The sequence below is a fragment of the Acidobacterium sp. FHG110202_01 genome (assembly GCF_059115305.1).
Genome location: NZ_JBZYWJ010000001.1, coordinates 789,451 through 805,804 on the forward strand (window position 1 = coordinate 789,451; position 16,354 = coordinate 805,804).

At 56.5% G+C, this 16,354-nt stretch carries 15 protein-coding genes; 9 read left to right on the forward strand and 6 right to left on the reverse strand.

Going from position 1 to position 16,354, the window contains the following annotated elements; genetic code table 11:
* The first annotated feature begins 169 nt into the window (after positions 1-169).
* From nuoH to AC5S16_RS03310, 8 genes are all read left to right on the forward strand, one after another.
* A complete protein-coding gene (gene nuoH, locus AC5S16_RS03275; RefSeq protein WP_493928576.1) occupies positions 170-1,222 on the forward strand; it encodes an NADH-quinone oxidoreductase subunit NuoH in 1,053 nt (350 codons plus the stop codon).
* 157 nt (positions 1,223-1,379) lie between these two features.
* Positions 1,380-1,874: an NADH-quinone oxidoreductase subunit J family protein gene (locus tag AC5S16_RS03280; RefSeq protein ID WP_493928577.1), complete on the forward strand. Its 495-nt coding sequence runs from the start codon at positions 1,380-1,382 to the stop codon at positions 1,872-1,874.
* Between the two features lie 6 nt (positions 1,875-1,880).
* Positions 1,881-2,183 (forward strand): NADH-quinone oxidoreductase subunit NuoK, encoded by a 303-nt coding sequence (nuoK, locus tag AC5S16_RS03285; RefSeq protein ID WP_493928578.1) that lies wholly within the window; start codon positions 1,881-1,883, stop codon positions 2,181-2,183.
* On the forward strand, positions 2,180-4,147 hold the full coding sequence (gene nuoL, locus AC5S16_RS03290; RefSeq protein WP_493928579.1) for an NADH-quinone oxidoreductase subunit L: 1,968 nt from the start codon (positions 2,180-2,182) through the stop codon (positions 4,145-4,147). The genes nuoK and nuoL overlap by 4 nt, the downstream gene beginning before the upstream one ends.
* A 163-nt stretch (positions 4,148-4,310) precedes the next feature.
* Positions 4,311-5,813 carry a complex I subunit 4 family protein gene (locus AC5S16_RS03295; protein WP_493928580.1) on the forward strand — a complete coding sequence of 501 codons (1,503 nt, stop codon included), beginning with the start codon at positions 4,311-4,313 and terminating at the stop codon, positions 5,811-5,813.
* Positions 5,810-7,291, forward strand: a complete 1,482-nt coding sequence (locus AC5S16_RS03300; protein WP_493928581.1) for an NADH-quinone oxidoreductase subunit N — start codon at positions 5,810-5,812, stop codon at positions 7,289-7,291. Before AC5S16_RS03295 ends, AC5S16_RS03300 begins: the two co-directional genes overlap by 4 nt.
* A 379-nt stretch (positions 7,292-7,670) precedes the next feature.
* Positions 7,671-7,919: a type II toxin-antitoxin system Phd/YefM family antitoxin gene (locus AC5S16_RS03305; RefSeq protein ID WP_493928582.1), complete on the forward strand. Its 249-nt coding sequence runs from the start codon at positions 7,671-7,673 to the stop codon at positions 7,917-7,919.
* Entirely contained in the window at positions 7,916-8,302 is a 387-nt protein-coding gene (locus tag AC5S16_RS03310) for a type II toxin-antitoxin system VapC family toxin (RefSeq protein WP_493928583.1), read from the forward strand. The genes AC5S16_RS03305 and AC5S16_RS03310 overlap by 4 nt, the downstream gene beginning before the upstream one ends.
* A 10-nt stretch (positions 8,303-8,312) precedes the next feature.
* Here AC5S16_RS03310 and AC5S16_RS03315 read toward each other — a convergent pair whose 3' ends face one another.
* The gene (locus AC5S16_RS03315) at positions 8,313-8,996 is read right to left on the reverse strand and encodes a hypothetical protein (protein ID WP_493928584.1); all 684 of its coding nucleotides are present in this window, start codon (positions 8,994-8,996) and stop codon (positions 8,313-8,315) included.
* Complete coding sequence (locus AC5S16_RS03320; RefSeq protein WP_493928585.1) at positions 8,993-9,883, reverse strand: ABC transporter ATP-binding protein; 891 nt, start codon at positions 9,881-9,883, stop codon at positions 8,993-8,995. Before AC5S16_RS03320 ends, AC5S16_RS03315 begins: the two co-directional genes overlap by 4 nt.
* A gap of 65 nt (positions 9,884-9,948) precedes the next feature.
* Between AC5S16_RS03320 and nhaA the strand changes: the two genes are divergently transcribed.
* Positions 9,949-11,286, forward strand: coding sequence for a Na+/H+ antiporter NhaA (gene nhaA, locus AC5S16_RS03325; RefSeq protein ID WP_493928586.1), 1,338 nt, complete (start codon positions 9,949-9,951; stop codon positions 11,284-11,286).
* 20 nt (positions 11,287-11,306) lie between these two features.
* Here nhaA and AC5S16_RS03330 read toward each other — a convergent pair whose 3' ends face one another.
* The 4 genes from AC5S16_RS03330 to AC5S16_RS03345 all read right to left on the reverse strand — a co-directional run bounded on the left by AC5S16_RS03330 (position 11,307) and on the right by AC5S16_RS03345 (position 16,288).
* On the reverse strand, positions 11,307-11,963 hold the full coding sequence (locus AC5S16_RS03330) for an FkbM family methyltransferase (protein WP_493928587.1): 657 nt from the start codon (positions 11,961-11,963) through the stop codon (positions 11,307-11,309).
* 67 nt (positions 11,964-12,030) lie between these two features.
* The gene (locus AC5S16_RS03335) at positions 12,031-13,437 is read right to left on the reverse strand and encodes a glucuronyl esterase domain-containing protein (protein WP_493928588.1); all 1,407 of its coding nucleotides are present in this window, start codon (positions 13,435-13,437) and stop codon (positions 12,031-12,033) included.
* Positions 13,438-13,809: 372 nt separating this feature from the next.
* The gene (locus AC5S16_RS03340) at positions 13,810-15,168 is read right to left on the reverse strand and encodes a sigma-54-dependent transcriptional regulator (RefSeq protein ID WP_493928589.1); all 1,359 of its coding nucleotides are present in this window, start codon (positions 15,166-15,168) and stop codon (positions 13,810-13,812) included.
* Positions 15,158-16,288 (reverse strand): sensor histidine kinase, encoded by a 1,131-nt coding sequence (locus AC5S16_RS03345; protein ID WP_493928590.1) that lies wholly within the window; start codon positions 16,286-16,288, stop codon positions 15,158-15,160. Before AC5S16_RS03345 ends, AC5S16_RS03340 begins: the two co-directional genes overlap by 11 nt.
* Between the last annotated feature and the right edge of the window lie 66 nt (positions 16,289-16,354).

Sequence of the window (16,354 nt, forward strand, 5' to 3'; positions counted from 1 at the left end):
GATAGCAAGAACGTTCAAAGTGGTAGGCGAGGGCTTTAGCCCTCGCAGAAAGAGAATTCAGGCGGCTTTAGCCGCTGAGGTTCGGTAGAAGCACCGGGCTTTAGCCCGGTGAACAAAGGCAGAGAACCTATGGGCTTCAGCCCCGGTTCAACGATTCTTGGAAGGCCTGATGGAAGCAAGTATCTGGATTTTTCTGCTGTTAAGCGTGCTGAAGGTCGCCGTGGTCACGGTGATCCTGCTGACAGCAGTCGCATATACGGTATTGCTGGAGCGCAAAGTTGTCGGCCGCATCCAGAACCGCTGGGGACCCAGCCGCGTCGGCCCCTTCGGTATGCTGCAGCCATTGGCGGACGGCCTCAAGCTCTTCCTCAAGGAAGACCTGATGCCGACCAATGTCTATAAGCCGCTCTACATTCTCGCGCCGCTCATTGCCCTCACCTGTGCGCTGATCTCCATTGGTGTTGTTCCCTTCGGCAAAGAAATTTACGTCAAAGGTGTCGACCTCTTCCAGATCGCCGATCTGAATATCGGTCTGCTGGTCATCCTCGGCATCACCTCCATCGGCGTCTACGGTATCGCGCTCTCCGGCTGGTCCTCGAACAGCAAATACTCATTGCTCGGCGCACTGCGCGCCAGCGCCCAGCTCATCAGCTACGAGCTTGCGCTTGGACTCTCCCTCGTCGGCGTCGTTCTCCGCGCCGGTTCGCTGCGCCTGCGCGATATCGTTGATATCCAGGCAACACATGGCCTTCTCTCGTGGAACGTCTTCGGCGGTCTGCAGTTCGTCGCTTTCTTTATTTATCTGATGGCAGCCTACGCGGAAACCAACCGCGCGCCCTTCGATCTTCCTGAAGCGGAAAGCGAGCTCACTGCCGGCTATCACACCGAATACAGCTCGATGAAGTTCGCCATGTTCTTCATGGCTGAATACGCCAACATGATCACTGTAAGTTGCGTGGCCACGCTGCTTTTCTTCGGCGGATGGTCGAGCCCCTTCGGCAATCTCTTCCCCGCGTGGGGCGGACCCGTCGTCCAGGCGCTGCTGCCGGTCTTCTGGTTTGTAGTTAAGGTATTCTTTTTCCTGTTTCTTTACGTTTGGGTGCGCGGCACACTGCCTCGCTTCCGTTATGACCAGCTCATGGGCTTCGGCTGGAAGTTTCTGCTGCCCGTAGCGATTGCCAATATCATTGCGACAAGCCTCTGGCTGGCTTTTCGCGCGTAGTCTGAAAAGGTTTTTAATTAAGTTTTGTAAGGGCACGGCTTTAGCCGTGCCGCAAAGTGCGAATGAAGCGGGGCTTTAGCCCCTGAGGGAACGTAGCGGATTTCGCGTGAAAACTGCGGCAAAATAAAAGGGGCTTGGCCCCGGCATAAAAAAACACATGCATTTAGTTCTTTTTTTCATCTTCGGAGGGCTGTGTGTTGCAGGAGCGCTGAATCTCCTCTTGCAGCGCCATCCCATCAACAGCGCGTTGTCGCTCATCGTGGTCATGACCTCACTCGCCGTGCTGTATCTGCTCCTTGGAGCTGAGTTCCTGGCCGCAGCGCAGGTCATCGTCTACTCCGGCGCCATCATGGTGCTCTTCACTTTCGTCATCATGCTTTTGAATGCCGGCAGCGAAGAGCGCACCCACGGTAGCAAGGCCGCCTACATTGTCGGCTTTCCTGGAGCAGCTGCGATCCTCAGCGTGCTGGCCTACATCTTCATCCAGCAGGGCGGCAATCTCGGCTCAGCGCGACTCGGCGAATACCTGGTCACCACACACGACCTCAGCCGTGTCCTCTTCCGCGATCTGCTCCTGCCATTTGAAGTCACTTCGGTGCTGATCTTGGTAGCTATCCTGGGCGCTGTCGCGCTCGCGAGAAAGGGGAACTAAAGAAAAATGGTCCCGATCTCCTGGTACCTCGTCCTGAGCGCGATTCTCTTCTCCATCGGCGTCGCCGCATTTCTGGTGAAGCGCAACATCATCACCATCTTCATGTCGATCGAGCTGATGCTCAACGCCGTCAACCTGACCTTCGTCGCCTTCGCGCATCAGTGGCGCCACGTCAGCGGACAGATCTTCGTCTTCTTCGTCATGGTCGTGGCCGCAGCCGAAGCCGCAGTCGGCCTCGCCATCATCATCGCCATCTTCCGCACTCGCAGCACCCTTAACGTTGACCAAGTGGATTTGATGAAACTATGACCAGTTCCCTGCATCTCTGGCTGATTCCGCTCGTCCCCTTCGCTGGATTTCTGGTGAACGGTCTGCTAGGCCGCCGCTTCCCCAAAGCATTGGTGACGGCTGTCGCCTGGATTGCCACGCTCATTCCCTTCCTTCAGGTCCTGACCATCGCCGCGGGCTTCAAGTCGCTTGCCCTTCCCTATTCTGAAAACCTCGGCACATGGATAGGAGCCGGAAGCTTCCACGCCGACTTCGCCTTCTCGCTCGACCAGCTCACGCTCCTCATGCTGCTCGTCGTCACTGGCGTCGGCTTCCTCATCCACATCTACTCAGCCGGATACATGGCCGGAGAAGACGGATACTGGCGCTTCTTTGCCTATCTCAACCTCTTCATGTTTTTCATGCTGACGCTGGTGCTCGCCGAAAACTTCCTCCTGATGTTTGTCGGATGGGAAGGCGTCGGCCTCGCGTCCTACCTGCTCATCGGCTACTACTTCACCAAAGATTCCGCCGCCAACGCCGGCAGGAAAGCCTTCGTCGTCAACCGCATCGGCGACTTCGGCTTCCTCATCGCGATGTTCCTTCTCATCGCGCACTTTGGCACGCTGAGCTTCGCTGGAATCTTCTCGCAAATCACTCTGCATCCCGAATGGCAGGGCGGATTCCTCACCGCCATCGCGCTCTTCCTCGTACTCGGAGCGACCGGCAAATCAGCGCAGATCCCGCTCTACGTCTGGCTGCCCGACGCCATGGAAGGCCCGACACCCGTCTCCGCTCTGATTCACGCAGCCACCATGGTTACAGCCGGCGTCTACATGGTCGCGCGCGCGCATGTCATCTTTGACCGCTCGCCTTTCGCGCTCAGCACAGTTGCCGTCATCGGCGCAGCGACCGCGATCTTCGCCGCAACCATCGGACTCGTTCAGACCGACATCAAGCGCGTGCTCGCCTACTCCACCGTCTCGCAGCTCGGATACATGTTCCTGGCCTGTGGCGTCGCGGCATACTCGTCCGGCATCTTCCACCTGCTCACGCACGCCTTCTTCAAAGCGCTGCTCTTCCTCTCCGCCGGCTCCGTTATTCACGCCCTCAGCGGCGAGCAGGACATGCGCGTCATGGGCGGCCTGCGCAAAAAAATTCCCGTCACTTTCTGGACCATGACTGCAGCGGTCTTCGCCATCTCCGGCTTCCCGCCCTTCGCGGGCTTCTTCAGTAAGGACGAGATTCTCTACCAGGCCTTCATCTCGCCTAACAGCCTGGGCAAGCTCCTCTGGTTTATCGGACTCGTCACCGCGGGATTGACATCCTTCTATATGTTCCGCCTGTGGTACCTGACCTTCTTCGGCGAGAGCCGCGCTCAGGAAACCGCTCACGACGATCATGGACACGGCGGCCACGGGCATGGCGTGCACGAGAGCCCCTGGGTCATGCTCGCGCCTCTCGTGATCCTCGCAGTCCTCTCTCTCGTCGGCGGATGGGTCGGCATTCCGGAAGCGCTCGGCGGAAACAACGCCATTGGACACTTTCTCGCTCCGGCCACGCAGCCTGCGACAGAAGCTGCGGAAAGCGGCAGGTCTCTTGAACTCCTGCTGGCTGTCGTTTCCGTAGCCGTCGCCGCCATCGGCTGGTTCTTCGCGCACTTGCTCTACTTCATGAAGCCGGAGCTCCCGAAGCAGCTCGTCGCAAAGCTGCATGGCATCTACTCGCTGCTGCTGAATAAGTATTGGATCGACGAGCTCTACGGAAAGCTCGTGGTAACGCCTCTGCTCTTCCTTTCGCGCTATGCGCTCAAAGGATTGCTCGACACCGGCATCATCACCGGTGGAAGTCTTGCCATCGGCTACTCTGCGCAGGGCATCGGCTCCATCGTGCAGCGCGTCCAGTCAGGCAACATCCGCTCATACGCAGGCTGGCTTGCCATAGGAGCAGCGGCACTGTTGCTGCTGACATATTTTGGATTTGGTATGCACTTCTCATTTAAGTGAAGTGCTGGGTTATAGGAAATACCGGCCTTTTTAGAGGCCGTTGAACAAAGTAATTGTTTTGAAGGGGCACGGCTTCAGCCGTGCCGTAAGGAATATAAAATCAGCGCGGCTTTAGCCGCTGAGGGATTGCCTTGAGGCATTTCTCTTTCAAGGAACGTAATTCGTGCTAAACGATTCCATCTTGTCGCTGATAACGTTCGTGCCCACCGCGGGCGCCTTCGTTGTTGCTTTCCTGCCGCGGCGCGGAAAGGCGATCCAGTGGTTCACACTGCTGGTTACGCTCGCCACCTTCGCGCTCACGCTGCACTTGCCCGCGCATTTTCAATACGGGCAGACGGGCTTCCAGTTCGAGCAGAACGCGCCGTGGATTCAGAGCCCCAGCATCCACTACCACCTCGGCATCGACGGCATCTCCACGTGGCTCGTAGTCCTCGTCGGCTTCCTCGGACCTCTGGCTGTGCTTGCCTCATGGAACGTAATCTCCGTCCGCACCAAGGAATTCTACTTCCTCTTCCTGCTGCAGCAAACAGCGATGATCGGCGTCTTCGTCGCGCTCGACATGTTCCTCTACTACGCCTTCTGGGAACTGTCGCTCGTCCCCATGGCCATCCTTATCGCCATGTTCGGACGCAATCGCGGCCCGCAGGCAGCCATCAAGTTCTTCATCTATACCTTCCTGCCCTCGGCGCTGCTTCTCGTCGCGCTCCTCTGGCTCTACGCCCAGACCGGCACCTTTGACTTTGTCGAGACGCAGAAATACCTCACGCAGAATGCATCGCTCTTCTCGCCGCAGGCCCTGTGGTGGGTTTCGCTCGCCTTCCTCGCAGCCTTTGCTGTAAAGGTCCCCGTCTTCCCGCTGCATGGATGGCTCGCCGACGTCTTCTCGGAAGCGCCAACCGCCATGGCCATGGTCGTCGCCGGCAAGCTCGGACTCTACTCCATCATCCGCTTTAACCTCGGACTCTTCCCTGAACAATCGCGCCAGATCGCGCCTCTGATGATCGCCCTCGCGGTCATCGGCATCATCTACGGAGCCCTCGTCGCTCTCGTTCAGCAGGACATGAAGCGCCTCATCGCCTTCTCCACCGTCGGCCACCTGAGCTTCGTCACGCTCGGCATCTTCTGCTTCACCGTAGTCGGCCTCAACGGAGCAGTCTTTCAGATCCTCAACCACGAGCTCTCCGGAGCCGCCTTCCTCATCCTGCTCGGCATTCTTTACGAGCGCTACGGGACATACGAAATGTCCCACTACGGCGGGCTGGCCGCAAAGTTGCCGCACATGGCCACGCTCTACGTCATCACTTCGCTTTCGCTCGTCGGCCTGCCCATCCTCAACGGATTTGTCGGCGAGTTTCTGATTTTGAGCTCAAGCTACGCCGTGCATCCCGGCTGGACCATCGCCGCCACCACCGGCGTCATTCTCAGCGCCGCCTACATGCTCACCCTCATCCAGAAGGTCTTCTACGGACAGGAATCCACGCTGGTTGCAGGCAAGTCCGCACCGGATGTAGTTGCGCGCGAGTACGTCGCCCTCATCCCGGCAACTATATTGATGCTGGTGCTCGGCGTAGCTTCTTCTTACTGGATTCGCGCCATCAGCACCGCCGTCACCGGATTGGCTGACAATGCCCCGGCCATCTCAAACAGCGTAGCGGAGAAACGATGAACTCAGGTCTCGAACTCGCTCGTATTCTCCCCGAGGTGATTCTCACCATCGCTGGCGTCATCGTGATGCTCGCCGAGCCGCTGCTCGCGAAAAACGCAAGCCGCAAGCCGCTCGGCTGGCTCGCTGTCCTCGGAACGCTGGCCGCTCTCGGCGCCAGCCTCTGGCAACTCCAGTTGCCTCCAGGCACGGCCTATTTCGGTACCGTGCAGACCGATGCCTTCAGCGTCTTCTTCCACATCCTGATCCTGGGCATCGTGCTCGCCACCCTGTTGGTCTCGCTCGACACCATTGACCGCGACTCGGAAAGCGTCGGCGAATTCTTCGCGCTGGTCGCGTTCGGCGCCGTGGGCATGATGCTCATGACCTCTGCCGTCGAGCTGCTGCTGGTCTTTGTCGGACTCGAAATTTCATCGATCTCGACCTACATCATGGCCTGCTTCCGCCGCAAAAGTGCGAAAGGCCCCGAGTCGTCCATCAAGTATTTCCTGCTCGGCTCCTTTGCCACCGCATTCTTCCTCTACGGCATCGCCCTGATCTTCGGAGCCACCGGAACCACGACCATCTCCGACATTGCCAATCTGCTGAGCGCGAGCCAGACGCCCATCCTCGCCACCATCGGGCTGGCCATGATCCTCATCGGCATCGGGTTCAAGGTTTCCGCCGCACCCTTCCAGGTTTGGACGCCGGATGTTTACGAAGGCGCGCCTTCGCCCGTTGTCGGTCTCATGTCGACCGCGCCCAAGGCCGCGGCCTTTGCCGTCCTTCTGCGCATTCTCTACGTCGCCTTCCCGGTGCTGCATAACCACTGGCAGCCGCTCATCTGGTGGATGGCTGTCCTTTCGATGACCATCGGCAATCTGGGCGCTCTCAGACAGCAGAACGTCAAGCGCATGCTGGCCTATTCTTCCATCGCGCACGCCGGATATCTGCTGGTCGCCTTCACCGCCCTCTCGCCGGACGGTATTGCCGCCGCCAGCTTCTACGCCATGACCTACGCCGCGATGAACGTCGGCATCTTCGCCGTCGTCAGTCACGCTGGCGGACTTGGCGACCGCCTCACTCTCATTCAGGACTACCGCGGACTCGCCTACCGCTCGCCGCTGCTCGGGGGCGCACTGGCCTTTTTCCTCATCTCGCTGATAGGCATTCCCTTCACCGGGGGCTTCTTCGGCAAGTTTTACGTCTTTGCCGCTGCCCTGCATTCAGGACTCGTCTGGCTTGCCATCATCGGCCTGGTAAACAGCGGCATCGCCGTCTACTACTACCTGCGGCTTCTGGTTTCGGCATACTCCAAGCCTGTCCATACCGACCTGCTGGACAGCATCCCCCGCCCCACCATGCCGCTGATGCTCGCTCTGATCATCACTGTAGCTGCCACGCTGATTCTCGGCATCGTACCCGGCCACATGCTCGCCCTGGCAAAAGCCGGAGCAAGCACACTGGCCCCTGCAGAGATCTCAACCACGGCGACGAAATAAGGCAGGAGAAAACCTTGTCAAGCCCCTGGCTCCCGGCACTTCAGGTACAGCACATTGATTCAAAATGATTTACATCCATTTGCCGAAGCGCCAGGAATTATCTGTAAATTTGGTAAAATAGAGTCAGGGATAGAAAAGGGCATGAGCTTGAAGCTCATGCCCTTTAACTTTATCAGCATAAGTTATTTAAAATAAAAGATCAGTGTAATCATCAAAAAGATGATGTGTTGAAAACAAAGGATCTCCGTAATGAAGTATCTCCCATAACCCACTGAAAACAAATAATCCCCGTACAAAATCAAACCCAGGGAGGATATCTAGGAAATGTATTGCATCAACCTGCTCATCTTAGCTAATATAGATTAGCAGAATTAGATCCATGATTAAAGCCACAATCTTCGAGGCAAAGACCAACCTTTCCGAGCTGGTAAAGAAGGCGCAGAAGGGAGAGGTCGTGGTCATCACATCCGGCAGAGACAAGACGCCGGTCGCGCGGATCGAGGCCATCCATCCTGCCGCCAAAAAGCGGCTTGGCGCAAGGGAAACACCGGGCTTCACTCTGACCGAGGCATTCTTCGAGCCATTGCCTGAGGAAGAATTGCGTCTCTGGAGTGGAGAAGAAGAGTGAAGGTACTGCTCGATACCCACACTCTCATCTGGGCAGTGCTCTCCCCTCGTTTCCTTAGTAAGGAAGCCGCAAACACAATAGCAGAAGAAGGAAATACTATCCTTGTATCAGCAGCCTCCGCATGGGAGATTGCCACGAAAATACGGCTCGGACGGCTTCCGGGCGCCGAACAGTTCGAGAAAGAGTTCCTCGACATTATGGAGGACGCAGGCTATACCCTTCGCTCGATCAATCCTGAAGACGCTCTGCGTGCGGGCCGTCTTCCAAGTGATCATCGCGACCCATTTGACCGGATGATTGCAGCCCAAGCACTTGCCGATGATATACTCGTAATAAGCACCGACGCTAAGCTGGATTCATTCGGCATTCGGCGTCTCTGGTAAACGAGTACCACTAATCCACCGTAAGATTCAAATCCCGTCGGCTGAAAATCCACGAAGCAGCGGCAAACCATACAACCCCGGCAATCAGGGTCGCCGCACAGTCAAACCAGACCGTCCCCGGCACATTCCGCCCTGAGATCGCGACTTCGAATAAAACGTCCACCAGCCTCCCCGGCCCTGGAAGACCCAGCGTGCCCAGATACGCAACAAGCCCAATGCACGCAACCGAGACAATCGAAGCAATCAGCTGCGGCAGCAACACCGACCAGAAGACACTGACCGCACCCGCCCATACACCTAGAACCAGTTCGAACAGCGCCATCGCCAGCACACCCTGTGAGGAATGGGCAAGCACTGCCCCGCTTAAGAGAAACCCGCTCGCATAGAGCACCAGCGGCAGCCAGGCTGTCATCAGCAGCGCAAAAAGATACAAGGGACGGCTTACCGCCCGAGACAGCACCATAATGATGCGCCGCGTGCGCTGCTCATTGCCCAGCAAAGTGCTTCCGGTAACTGCGACCAGCGCCAGTCCGGCAAAACACTCCTGGTGCAGCATCCAGAGCACGTCATCAGGATCAGGCTTCCCGCCTGCGAGCAGAATTACGGCCATGAGGTAAGGCCAGAGCATGAGCAGCAGAAAGAGCAGACGGTTCTGCCGCAGCAGCCGCTGAGAAATGATCCAGGCCTTTCTCATGCGCCATTACTCCAGGCCACAAACAACTCTTCGAGCGTGCGGCGCAGCGGAGCAACACTGATCAGTTCCCCGCCCGCAGCCCATAGATGCTCGATGAGCTCACGCTGCATCGCCACAGGCACCACAAAACACAGGTTCCCATTGGCCGGATCGCGGCGATACTGCCGGTAACGCTGCAAAGCATCGGCAGGCAGCTCACGCACAACGATCTCCGCATGGCCGCTGTCCTCAAGAAACTGCTCCAGACGTCCATGCCGCAACAGCTTCCCATGGTCGAGAAACGCGATGCGGTCACATATCTGCTCGACCTCAGAAAGCTGGTGAGAGCTGAAGAAGATGCTCCTGCCCTCATCGCGTGCCGCGCGCAGCAGCTCGCGCACTTCCAGAACTCCCGGCGGATCGAGCGCCGAAGTCGGCTCATCGAGAATCAGCAGCTCTGGCTCATTGACCAGCGCCTGCGCCAACCCGAGCCTCTGTTGCATGCCGCGCGAAAACTTGCGCGCATCCTTTCCGGCGGAGCTGAGGCCAACGCGCCCAACCAGCTCAATCGCACGTTCCCGCAGTCGCGGATTTCGCATGCCATTCAGCCTTCCGGCAAGCTCAATGGCGCTGCGCGCACTCTCAGCAAAGTAAGCCGGAACATCGGGCAGATATCCAATGTGCGTACGCGCCGCCGTATCACCGAATGGTTTGCCCAGGATCTGCCCGCCGCCTGAGGTAGGCCGCAGAAACCCGAGCGCAAGATGGATGGCTGTGGTCTTGCCCGCTCCGTTCGGCCCAAGGAACCCGAGAATCTCTCCCGGCTCCACGGCAAGCGAGAGGTGCTCCAGAGCCAGACGGTCGCCAAACTTTTTGGTTGTTCCCTGGAACTCCAGAGTGGCCGCCACAGCGGCATTGTCTCACACAGCGCAGTGGCAGTGCCTCGGACACCCTGTTCGATACACTATGTGCCATGACGATACCGGCACGCACACTCGGCGAACTAAAACTGCAAGTACGCGAGTCGTTAATCACGCGTACGGTACAGCTTCCTATTCAGCAGTTCATTCACACGCAGGGAGTGAGCAGCGCCTTCCTGCTGGCTGCCGCAGTCATAGCGCTGATCTGGGCCAACTCTCCGTGGAGCGCGTCGTACTATCACATCTGGCATATCGAGCTGACGCTGTCAGGCCTGAGGCTGCCCGTGCATGCATGGATCAACGACGCCATGATGGCGCTGTTCTTCTTTCTGGTCGGCATGGAGATCAAGCAGGAGATCGTCCACGGTGAGCTAGCCGACCTTCGCCGCGCTGCGCTACCCATCTGCGGGGGCGCCGGCGGCATGGTTGTTCCAGCATTGATTTACGCAGCCTTCAACTACGGACGAGCCGGAGCGCATGGCTGGGGTGTTCCGATGGCAACTGATATCGCCTTCTCGCTCGGCGTACTTGCGCTCATCAAAGGCATCCCCGCCGAGCTGAAGGTCTTCCTGCTCTCGCTCGCTATCGCCGATGACATCGGCGCCATCGGTGTCATCGCCGTGTTCTACACCGACACGCTGCATCTGAACTACCTAATGATCGCAGCTTTGCTGCTTGCGGTCATTGTGCTCTGCCGCAAACTCGGAATCGGCCGTCAGATCATCTACGCTGCGCTGGGCTTCGGTGTCTGGCTCGCCACGCTTCGTTCCGGAATCCACGCCACCATCGCCGGAGTCATCCTGGGGTTTCTCGTGCCTGTCACATCCAGCGTCTCTCTTGATCAATTCAGCGAACTATGCGGCGAAATGCTGGACAATTTTCGCAAAGCGCGAGCTGAAGGCGATACCTCACTCGCCAACCGCCAACTGGGAGCAATGGAGTATTTGATCGCAAGCACAGAGTCGCCCGCCGACCGCATTACCAGAAAACTGCACGATTGGATCGCATTCGTAGTGCTGCCTCTCTTTGCACTCTCAAATGCGGGTGTGACATTCTCCATCAGTACATGGCTGTCTCTGCTACACAGCCCGCTTGCCTGGGGAGTGTTGTTGGGACTGTTCCTCGGCAAACCACTTGGTATTACGGGAGCATGCTGGCTGGCTGTGAAACTCGGGATCGCTCAGCTTCCGGGCACAGTACACTGGAGTCATATCGCAAGCGTGGGCGTACTCGCGGGAATCGGCTTCACGGTGTCACTTTTCATCAGCGCACTGGCATTCGATGATCCTGCTCAACTCGATGCAGCAAAAACGGCTGTGCTAACTGCCTCATTGTCAGCAGGCATCTGCGGTTACGTACTGCTCAACCGCGTCGCTCTGAAGAAGGCCTAGCCGTCACTTCATTGGAAAATTCAAGCTGCACGCGGGTATGCGGCAAGCCAGCGGTTATGCCCTCTGCCTCGAGCAGGCTCTTTTAATATCTTGTTCTGATTCACGACAAGAACACGATATCCAAACTCACGCAAAATAGAGGTGCATCTCTCCTCTTTGTCAGCGCCATGGACTTCAACGATCAGGCTAGGCCGATATTCCGTCAACGTCTTCGAGGCACCTTCTAAAGCCTTATCTTCTGCGCCTTCGATATCCATTTTGATGAAGTCTGGAACAAACAATTCCTGTGCAGCACGATCTATGGTGATGTAGCCATCGCTGCATTCTGATCCAACATAAGCTTCGACAACCTGAATCGACAATCCCGGGTTTTTCGAAAAGGTTTTCCGCATGTTCTCGGCCTCTCGATGTTCGCACTCGAACGAAACCACACTGGCTCGCGAGATGTTCGCCATCATCAGCGCATCGTACCCGTCTCTTCCGCCCAGATCAAAGCATTTCGAGCCCTGTGACACCATCCGCTTGAAATGAGGCAACAACTCGAATTCATAGAGTCCAAGATATGCTCTAAGGTGGCAGCTGAAATCAATCTCCATCACACATCCCGCTGCAGGGCCGAGTAATAACTTTCGGTGATGCTTGCCACTCGGCAATAACTTCTTGAAGGTTCGGATCATTTTGCTCTCCTGAAGTTATGCTTAGTCAAGTAAGTCAGCTTTGTAGCAGCGTAACATAGATCGGCGCTTACTGTGGCGGAGCATGTCCAATGAACTTATTGACCCACTGGATGAACCATTTCATGTTTGGCGCATCAGTGTGGCCGCCATCGTGTTGGCGCCATGCAAGCTGGCCATCGAGCAGGCCTTGATTGACAGGAGGCATCTTCGCTGTACGATAACGGTCCTCTACTCCAAAGCCTTTGGTGCCGAGCAACGCAAAGACACGGCTGGCATCAACTGCAGCCATAAAACTCCCCTGGTGATCGAGCCACTTGGCGTCTCCTTTAGCGGGGATGCCATAGCTGATAAATGTAAGCCGTGGAGCGCAGAGAGTAATGAGCTCGTTAGAATCAACAGGAATGTCGTCCGGTGTACTGCTGCCAAACGTAGCCTCCGATGCGCCATACTTTAGAAAATTGCCAGCCATCCAGTAGTACTCGCCGCCCGTAAGGCTCTCCACCGCTTCACCGAAGTTACGCCTCAGCAGCGTAGCTCCACCCTTTCCGGAAGAGCCCACCAGTACCATCGCGAAGCGCTGATCAAATGCCATGGTAACCAGCGCCGCCTTTCCATAGCGCGACACTCCTTCAACGCCAACATGCTTGGCATCGACTGCCGGATCGGTTTCAAGATAATCGAGGCCGCGGCCCGCTCCCCAGGCCCAGGCACGCAGAGCGCCCCAGTCTTCGGGCTTTCGCGGCTGGCCCTTGTTCACCAGTCCGATGATGCCGCTGGTGAGGCCGGCCGCGTTGTCAGCTTGAACGCTGGCCGGATCAAAGAGGACAAATCCCCAGCCTGCGGCCACAAGCTGCCAGGTGTTGGGAGGATCACCATCTTCGTTCATCTGTGGGACCTGGAAGGGCGTCGCCTTCACAGGCTGCCACGCAGGATATTGTTCGAAGACATCCTTCAATGAAGGATCCTGCTGGATGAGCAGATTTTTCCACGTACGGTTAATGCGTTCGAACTCCTCGGGCGAAGGCTCGTGGGGGCTGGGAAATCCGGCGCGCGTAAACATCATGAGCACAGGAACAGGCCTGCGGACGTTCGCAGGCGTAACCAGTGTCATATGGATGCGCACATGGATCGCCGTGTAAGACGAATTGTCTACCTCTCCGATGAGATCTTTCGCAATCACCGGGGTTGGGCCGATCATTTCATGATCCACAGCAGTGACGGTCCATTGGACGCCAGGCACATCCGCCGGGACGCGGCCATAAACGTACTTTGAGAACATTTCCACCAGCTCAGGCCGGCGCTTCTTCCACCACATCTCCGGCGTTGTCACCTTCTGGCCATCGTTCATGACAAGTGGATCAGGGACGTTCAGATATGGGTTCGCTTTGGACTCATCGTAGTTGGCATGATTCGGAGCCTTTTCATTTCCGCTTGGACCAGGGCGAAGTGCCTTGATGCCCAATTGATCCATCATGTTCTGGTGGTCTTGTTCAGCGGTAAAAGCATCTGGCGGAACAGGAGGAGAACTCTGAGCCAAGGCTGTTGTTACGACTAAACTACAGAGAAACGCAATGGACCTGGACCAGGAATACACGTGAACGCCTCCGGAACGATAGGCCTAAAATCCCCTCACAAAAGCGATTTATTTCGGGCCTTCATATTAAGACATTTGCTATAAAGTCGGCATGAATTTTAACTTCACATTTGTTTGCGGAATAGAATTTCCTGCTGCATTGGTCAGACCACATAAGCACCTCATCGCTATTTTTGCCATTACAGATATGTGGTTCAATCTAGGACTTAATCAGAAAGAAATTTGCTTGACTGGGTGGCCAAGTCTCGGGATTCAGGATAATCCGTACTTTTCAATACGGTAGATGAGGGTTCGGCGACTGATGTCAAGATATTTTGCCGCGTGCGTTTGATTACCGTTGAAGCGCTCAAGGGCACGCATGATCAGTTCCCGCTCAACGCCCTCGAGGCTGATCCCTTCATCCGGTAGATCGATACGCAATGACGAAGCATTGGGCTGAACGCGGCGAATCTCTTCCGGCAACTCAGCCTCTCCAATGGATGGATGTGGGCTGAGCACAAGCAGGCGCTCAACTACATTCTCGAGCTCACGCACGTTTCCGGGCCAGCGGTACGCGGCAAGATAAGGCATGATGGACGGCGCCAGTTGGACATCTGTAATGCCATGACGTTCTTTTGCTTTTTGGAAAAGGTGCTCTACGAGCTCCGGAATATCTTCTTTCCGCTCCCGCAGCGAAGGCAGATGCAATGGCACCACCGCAAGCCTGTAATACAGATCTTCACGAAATGTGCCATCTTCAATCATAGCCTGCAGGTTGCGGTGCGTAGCGGCGATCACGCGCACACTAACATGCGCTGTTTCGGAGGCCCCGATCTTTGAAATCTCACCCTGCTGCAACACTCGCAACAGTTTTACCTGGGCATCCAAAGGAAGCTCGCCAATCTCATCGAGAAAGAGCGTTCCTTCATCCGCAGCTTCTATTTTTCCTGCTCGCGTAGTGTGTGCGCCGGTAAATGAGCCGCGCGTATAACCGAAGAGCTCCGCTTCCACCAGGTCCTTGGGGATGGCTCCGCAGTTGATGGTGACGAAAGGCTTCGCTTTGCGGCGGCTGTTGTGATGGATGGCGCGGGCCAGCAATTCCTTGCCGGTTCCGGTTTCGCCATGAATGAGCACAGTTGAATCATGCTGGGCAACGCGCGCTGCCTGATCGAGAACACGCAGAAAACTTTTGGAGTGGCCAATGATGCCTTCAAATCCATATCGTTGATCGAGCGCCGAGCGCAGATGGCGCACTTCTTCGAGCAGGTTCTGCCGCTCCATGGCTCGATGAACGACAAGAACCAGTTCTTCGAAGTCCAACGGCTTGGTCACGTAATCGTATGCGCCCAGCTTCATGGCCTGCACTGCGGTTTCGACAGTTCCAAACGCCGTGATGATGATCAGCGTCGGTTGTATATCTTCTGCCGCAACTCGGCGCAGAAGATCGAGGCCGCTTGTGGGCATTCTGAGATCGGTAATCACCAGCTGCGGTCTGATTTCACGCAGCTTGTCATACGCTTCCGCGCCATCGGATGCAAGCGACACCTGATAGCCCGCTTCTTCGAGCTGCATCTTCATGACGCTGCGAAGGCTGCTGTCGTCATCAACCACAAGAATTCGATTAGAGCTCATGGGCGATAGCAACTTCTCCTGGTTTTAATGGACGGCTGAGTGGAAGCTCCAGGCGGAAGGTCATACCTTTATCCGGATTGTTGTTCCCTGTCAGAATGCCTCCGTGCTGCTCGACGATATTGGCAGCGATAGCGAGGCCAAGCCCCGTGCCACTCTCTTTCGTCGTAAAGAAAGGATCGAATATCTTGTCCTGCTGATCGAGAGCAATCCCACTGCCTTCATCACGGATTTCGATACAAAGACTATCCTGCGTATCGAAACAACAAATGTAGACCTGCCCCTTTCCTTCTGTCGCCTGCACTGCATTGAGGATGAGATTTAACAGCACCTGTTTCAGCTGTTCCGCGTCGCACTCCATTGTCTGTGTGGTGCAATGGTCATCAACGACAAGCTCCACATCGTGCAGAATGGCCGAATGGCGCGCGAGGCTGGCAACGGATTCGATCAGGTTGGCGGGATCGACATGTTGATAGCGCGGCAGCCGCGGCCGCGCAAAGTCCAAAAAGTTGGTTAGAAGCTTATTGAGCCTCTGTGACTCTTTTTCAAGAATTCCCAAACATTCATCCGTATTTGCTGCGGAGGCGTGACCTCGCTTCAGGATACCCGCAGCACCAGAAATAGAAGCCAGCGGGTTGCGAATCTCATGCGCGAGGCTGGCTGCAAGCTGTCCGGCCGCGGATAAGCGTTCCGCTTTTTTCATCTGGTCGATCTTCTGGCGCAGCTCGGTATAAACCTGTTCCAGCTCAGCCTTGGTTATTTCCACGCGCTTTCTCTGCACGCGCTCGCGATCGGAAAGAAATCCCGCAATGACACCTGCTGCTCCGAAGATGCTTAACTCGACGACCTGGTCCTGTGCATCCATGGGCCACGAACTCCAGTGGCGCGCGATGCCGGGCGCCTGAATTATGACGCCAAAAAGAAGCGCCCAGAGCGCTCCACGCCAGCCGAAGATCATTCCCGCCATCATGAAGGGAAGAAAGTTTAAATGATGCAGGATGTTATGCCACTCAATGGCATGAGGCGGCGTGAACCACGTAGCAACCGCCAAGAGCAGAATCAGTGCGCCGATATACGCGGCTTTCCAGCGCGCGCTCCGCAGATTTGCCCAGGATGTGGACATTATCTTCTTATTTTCCCATGCGAGGATGGGTGGATGCGCTTCCAGCCACAATGAGACCGCGCCAGC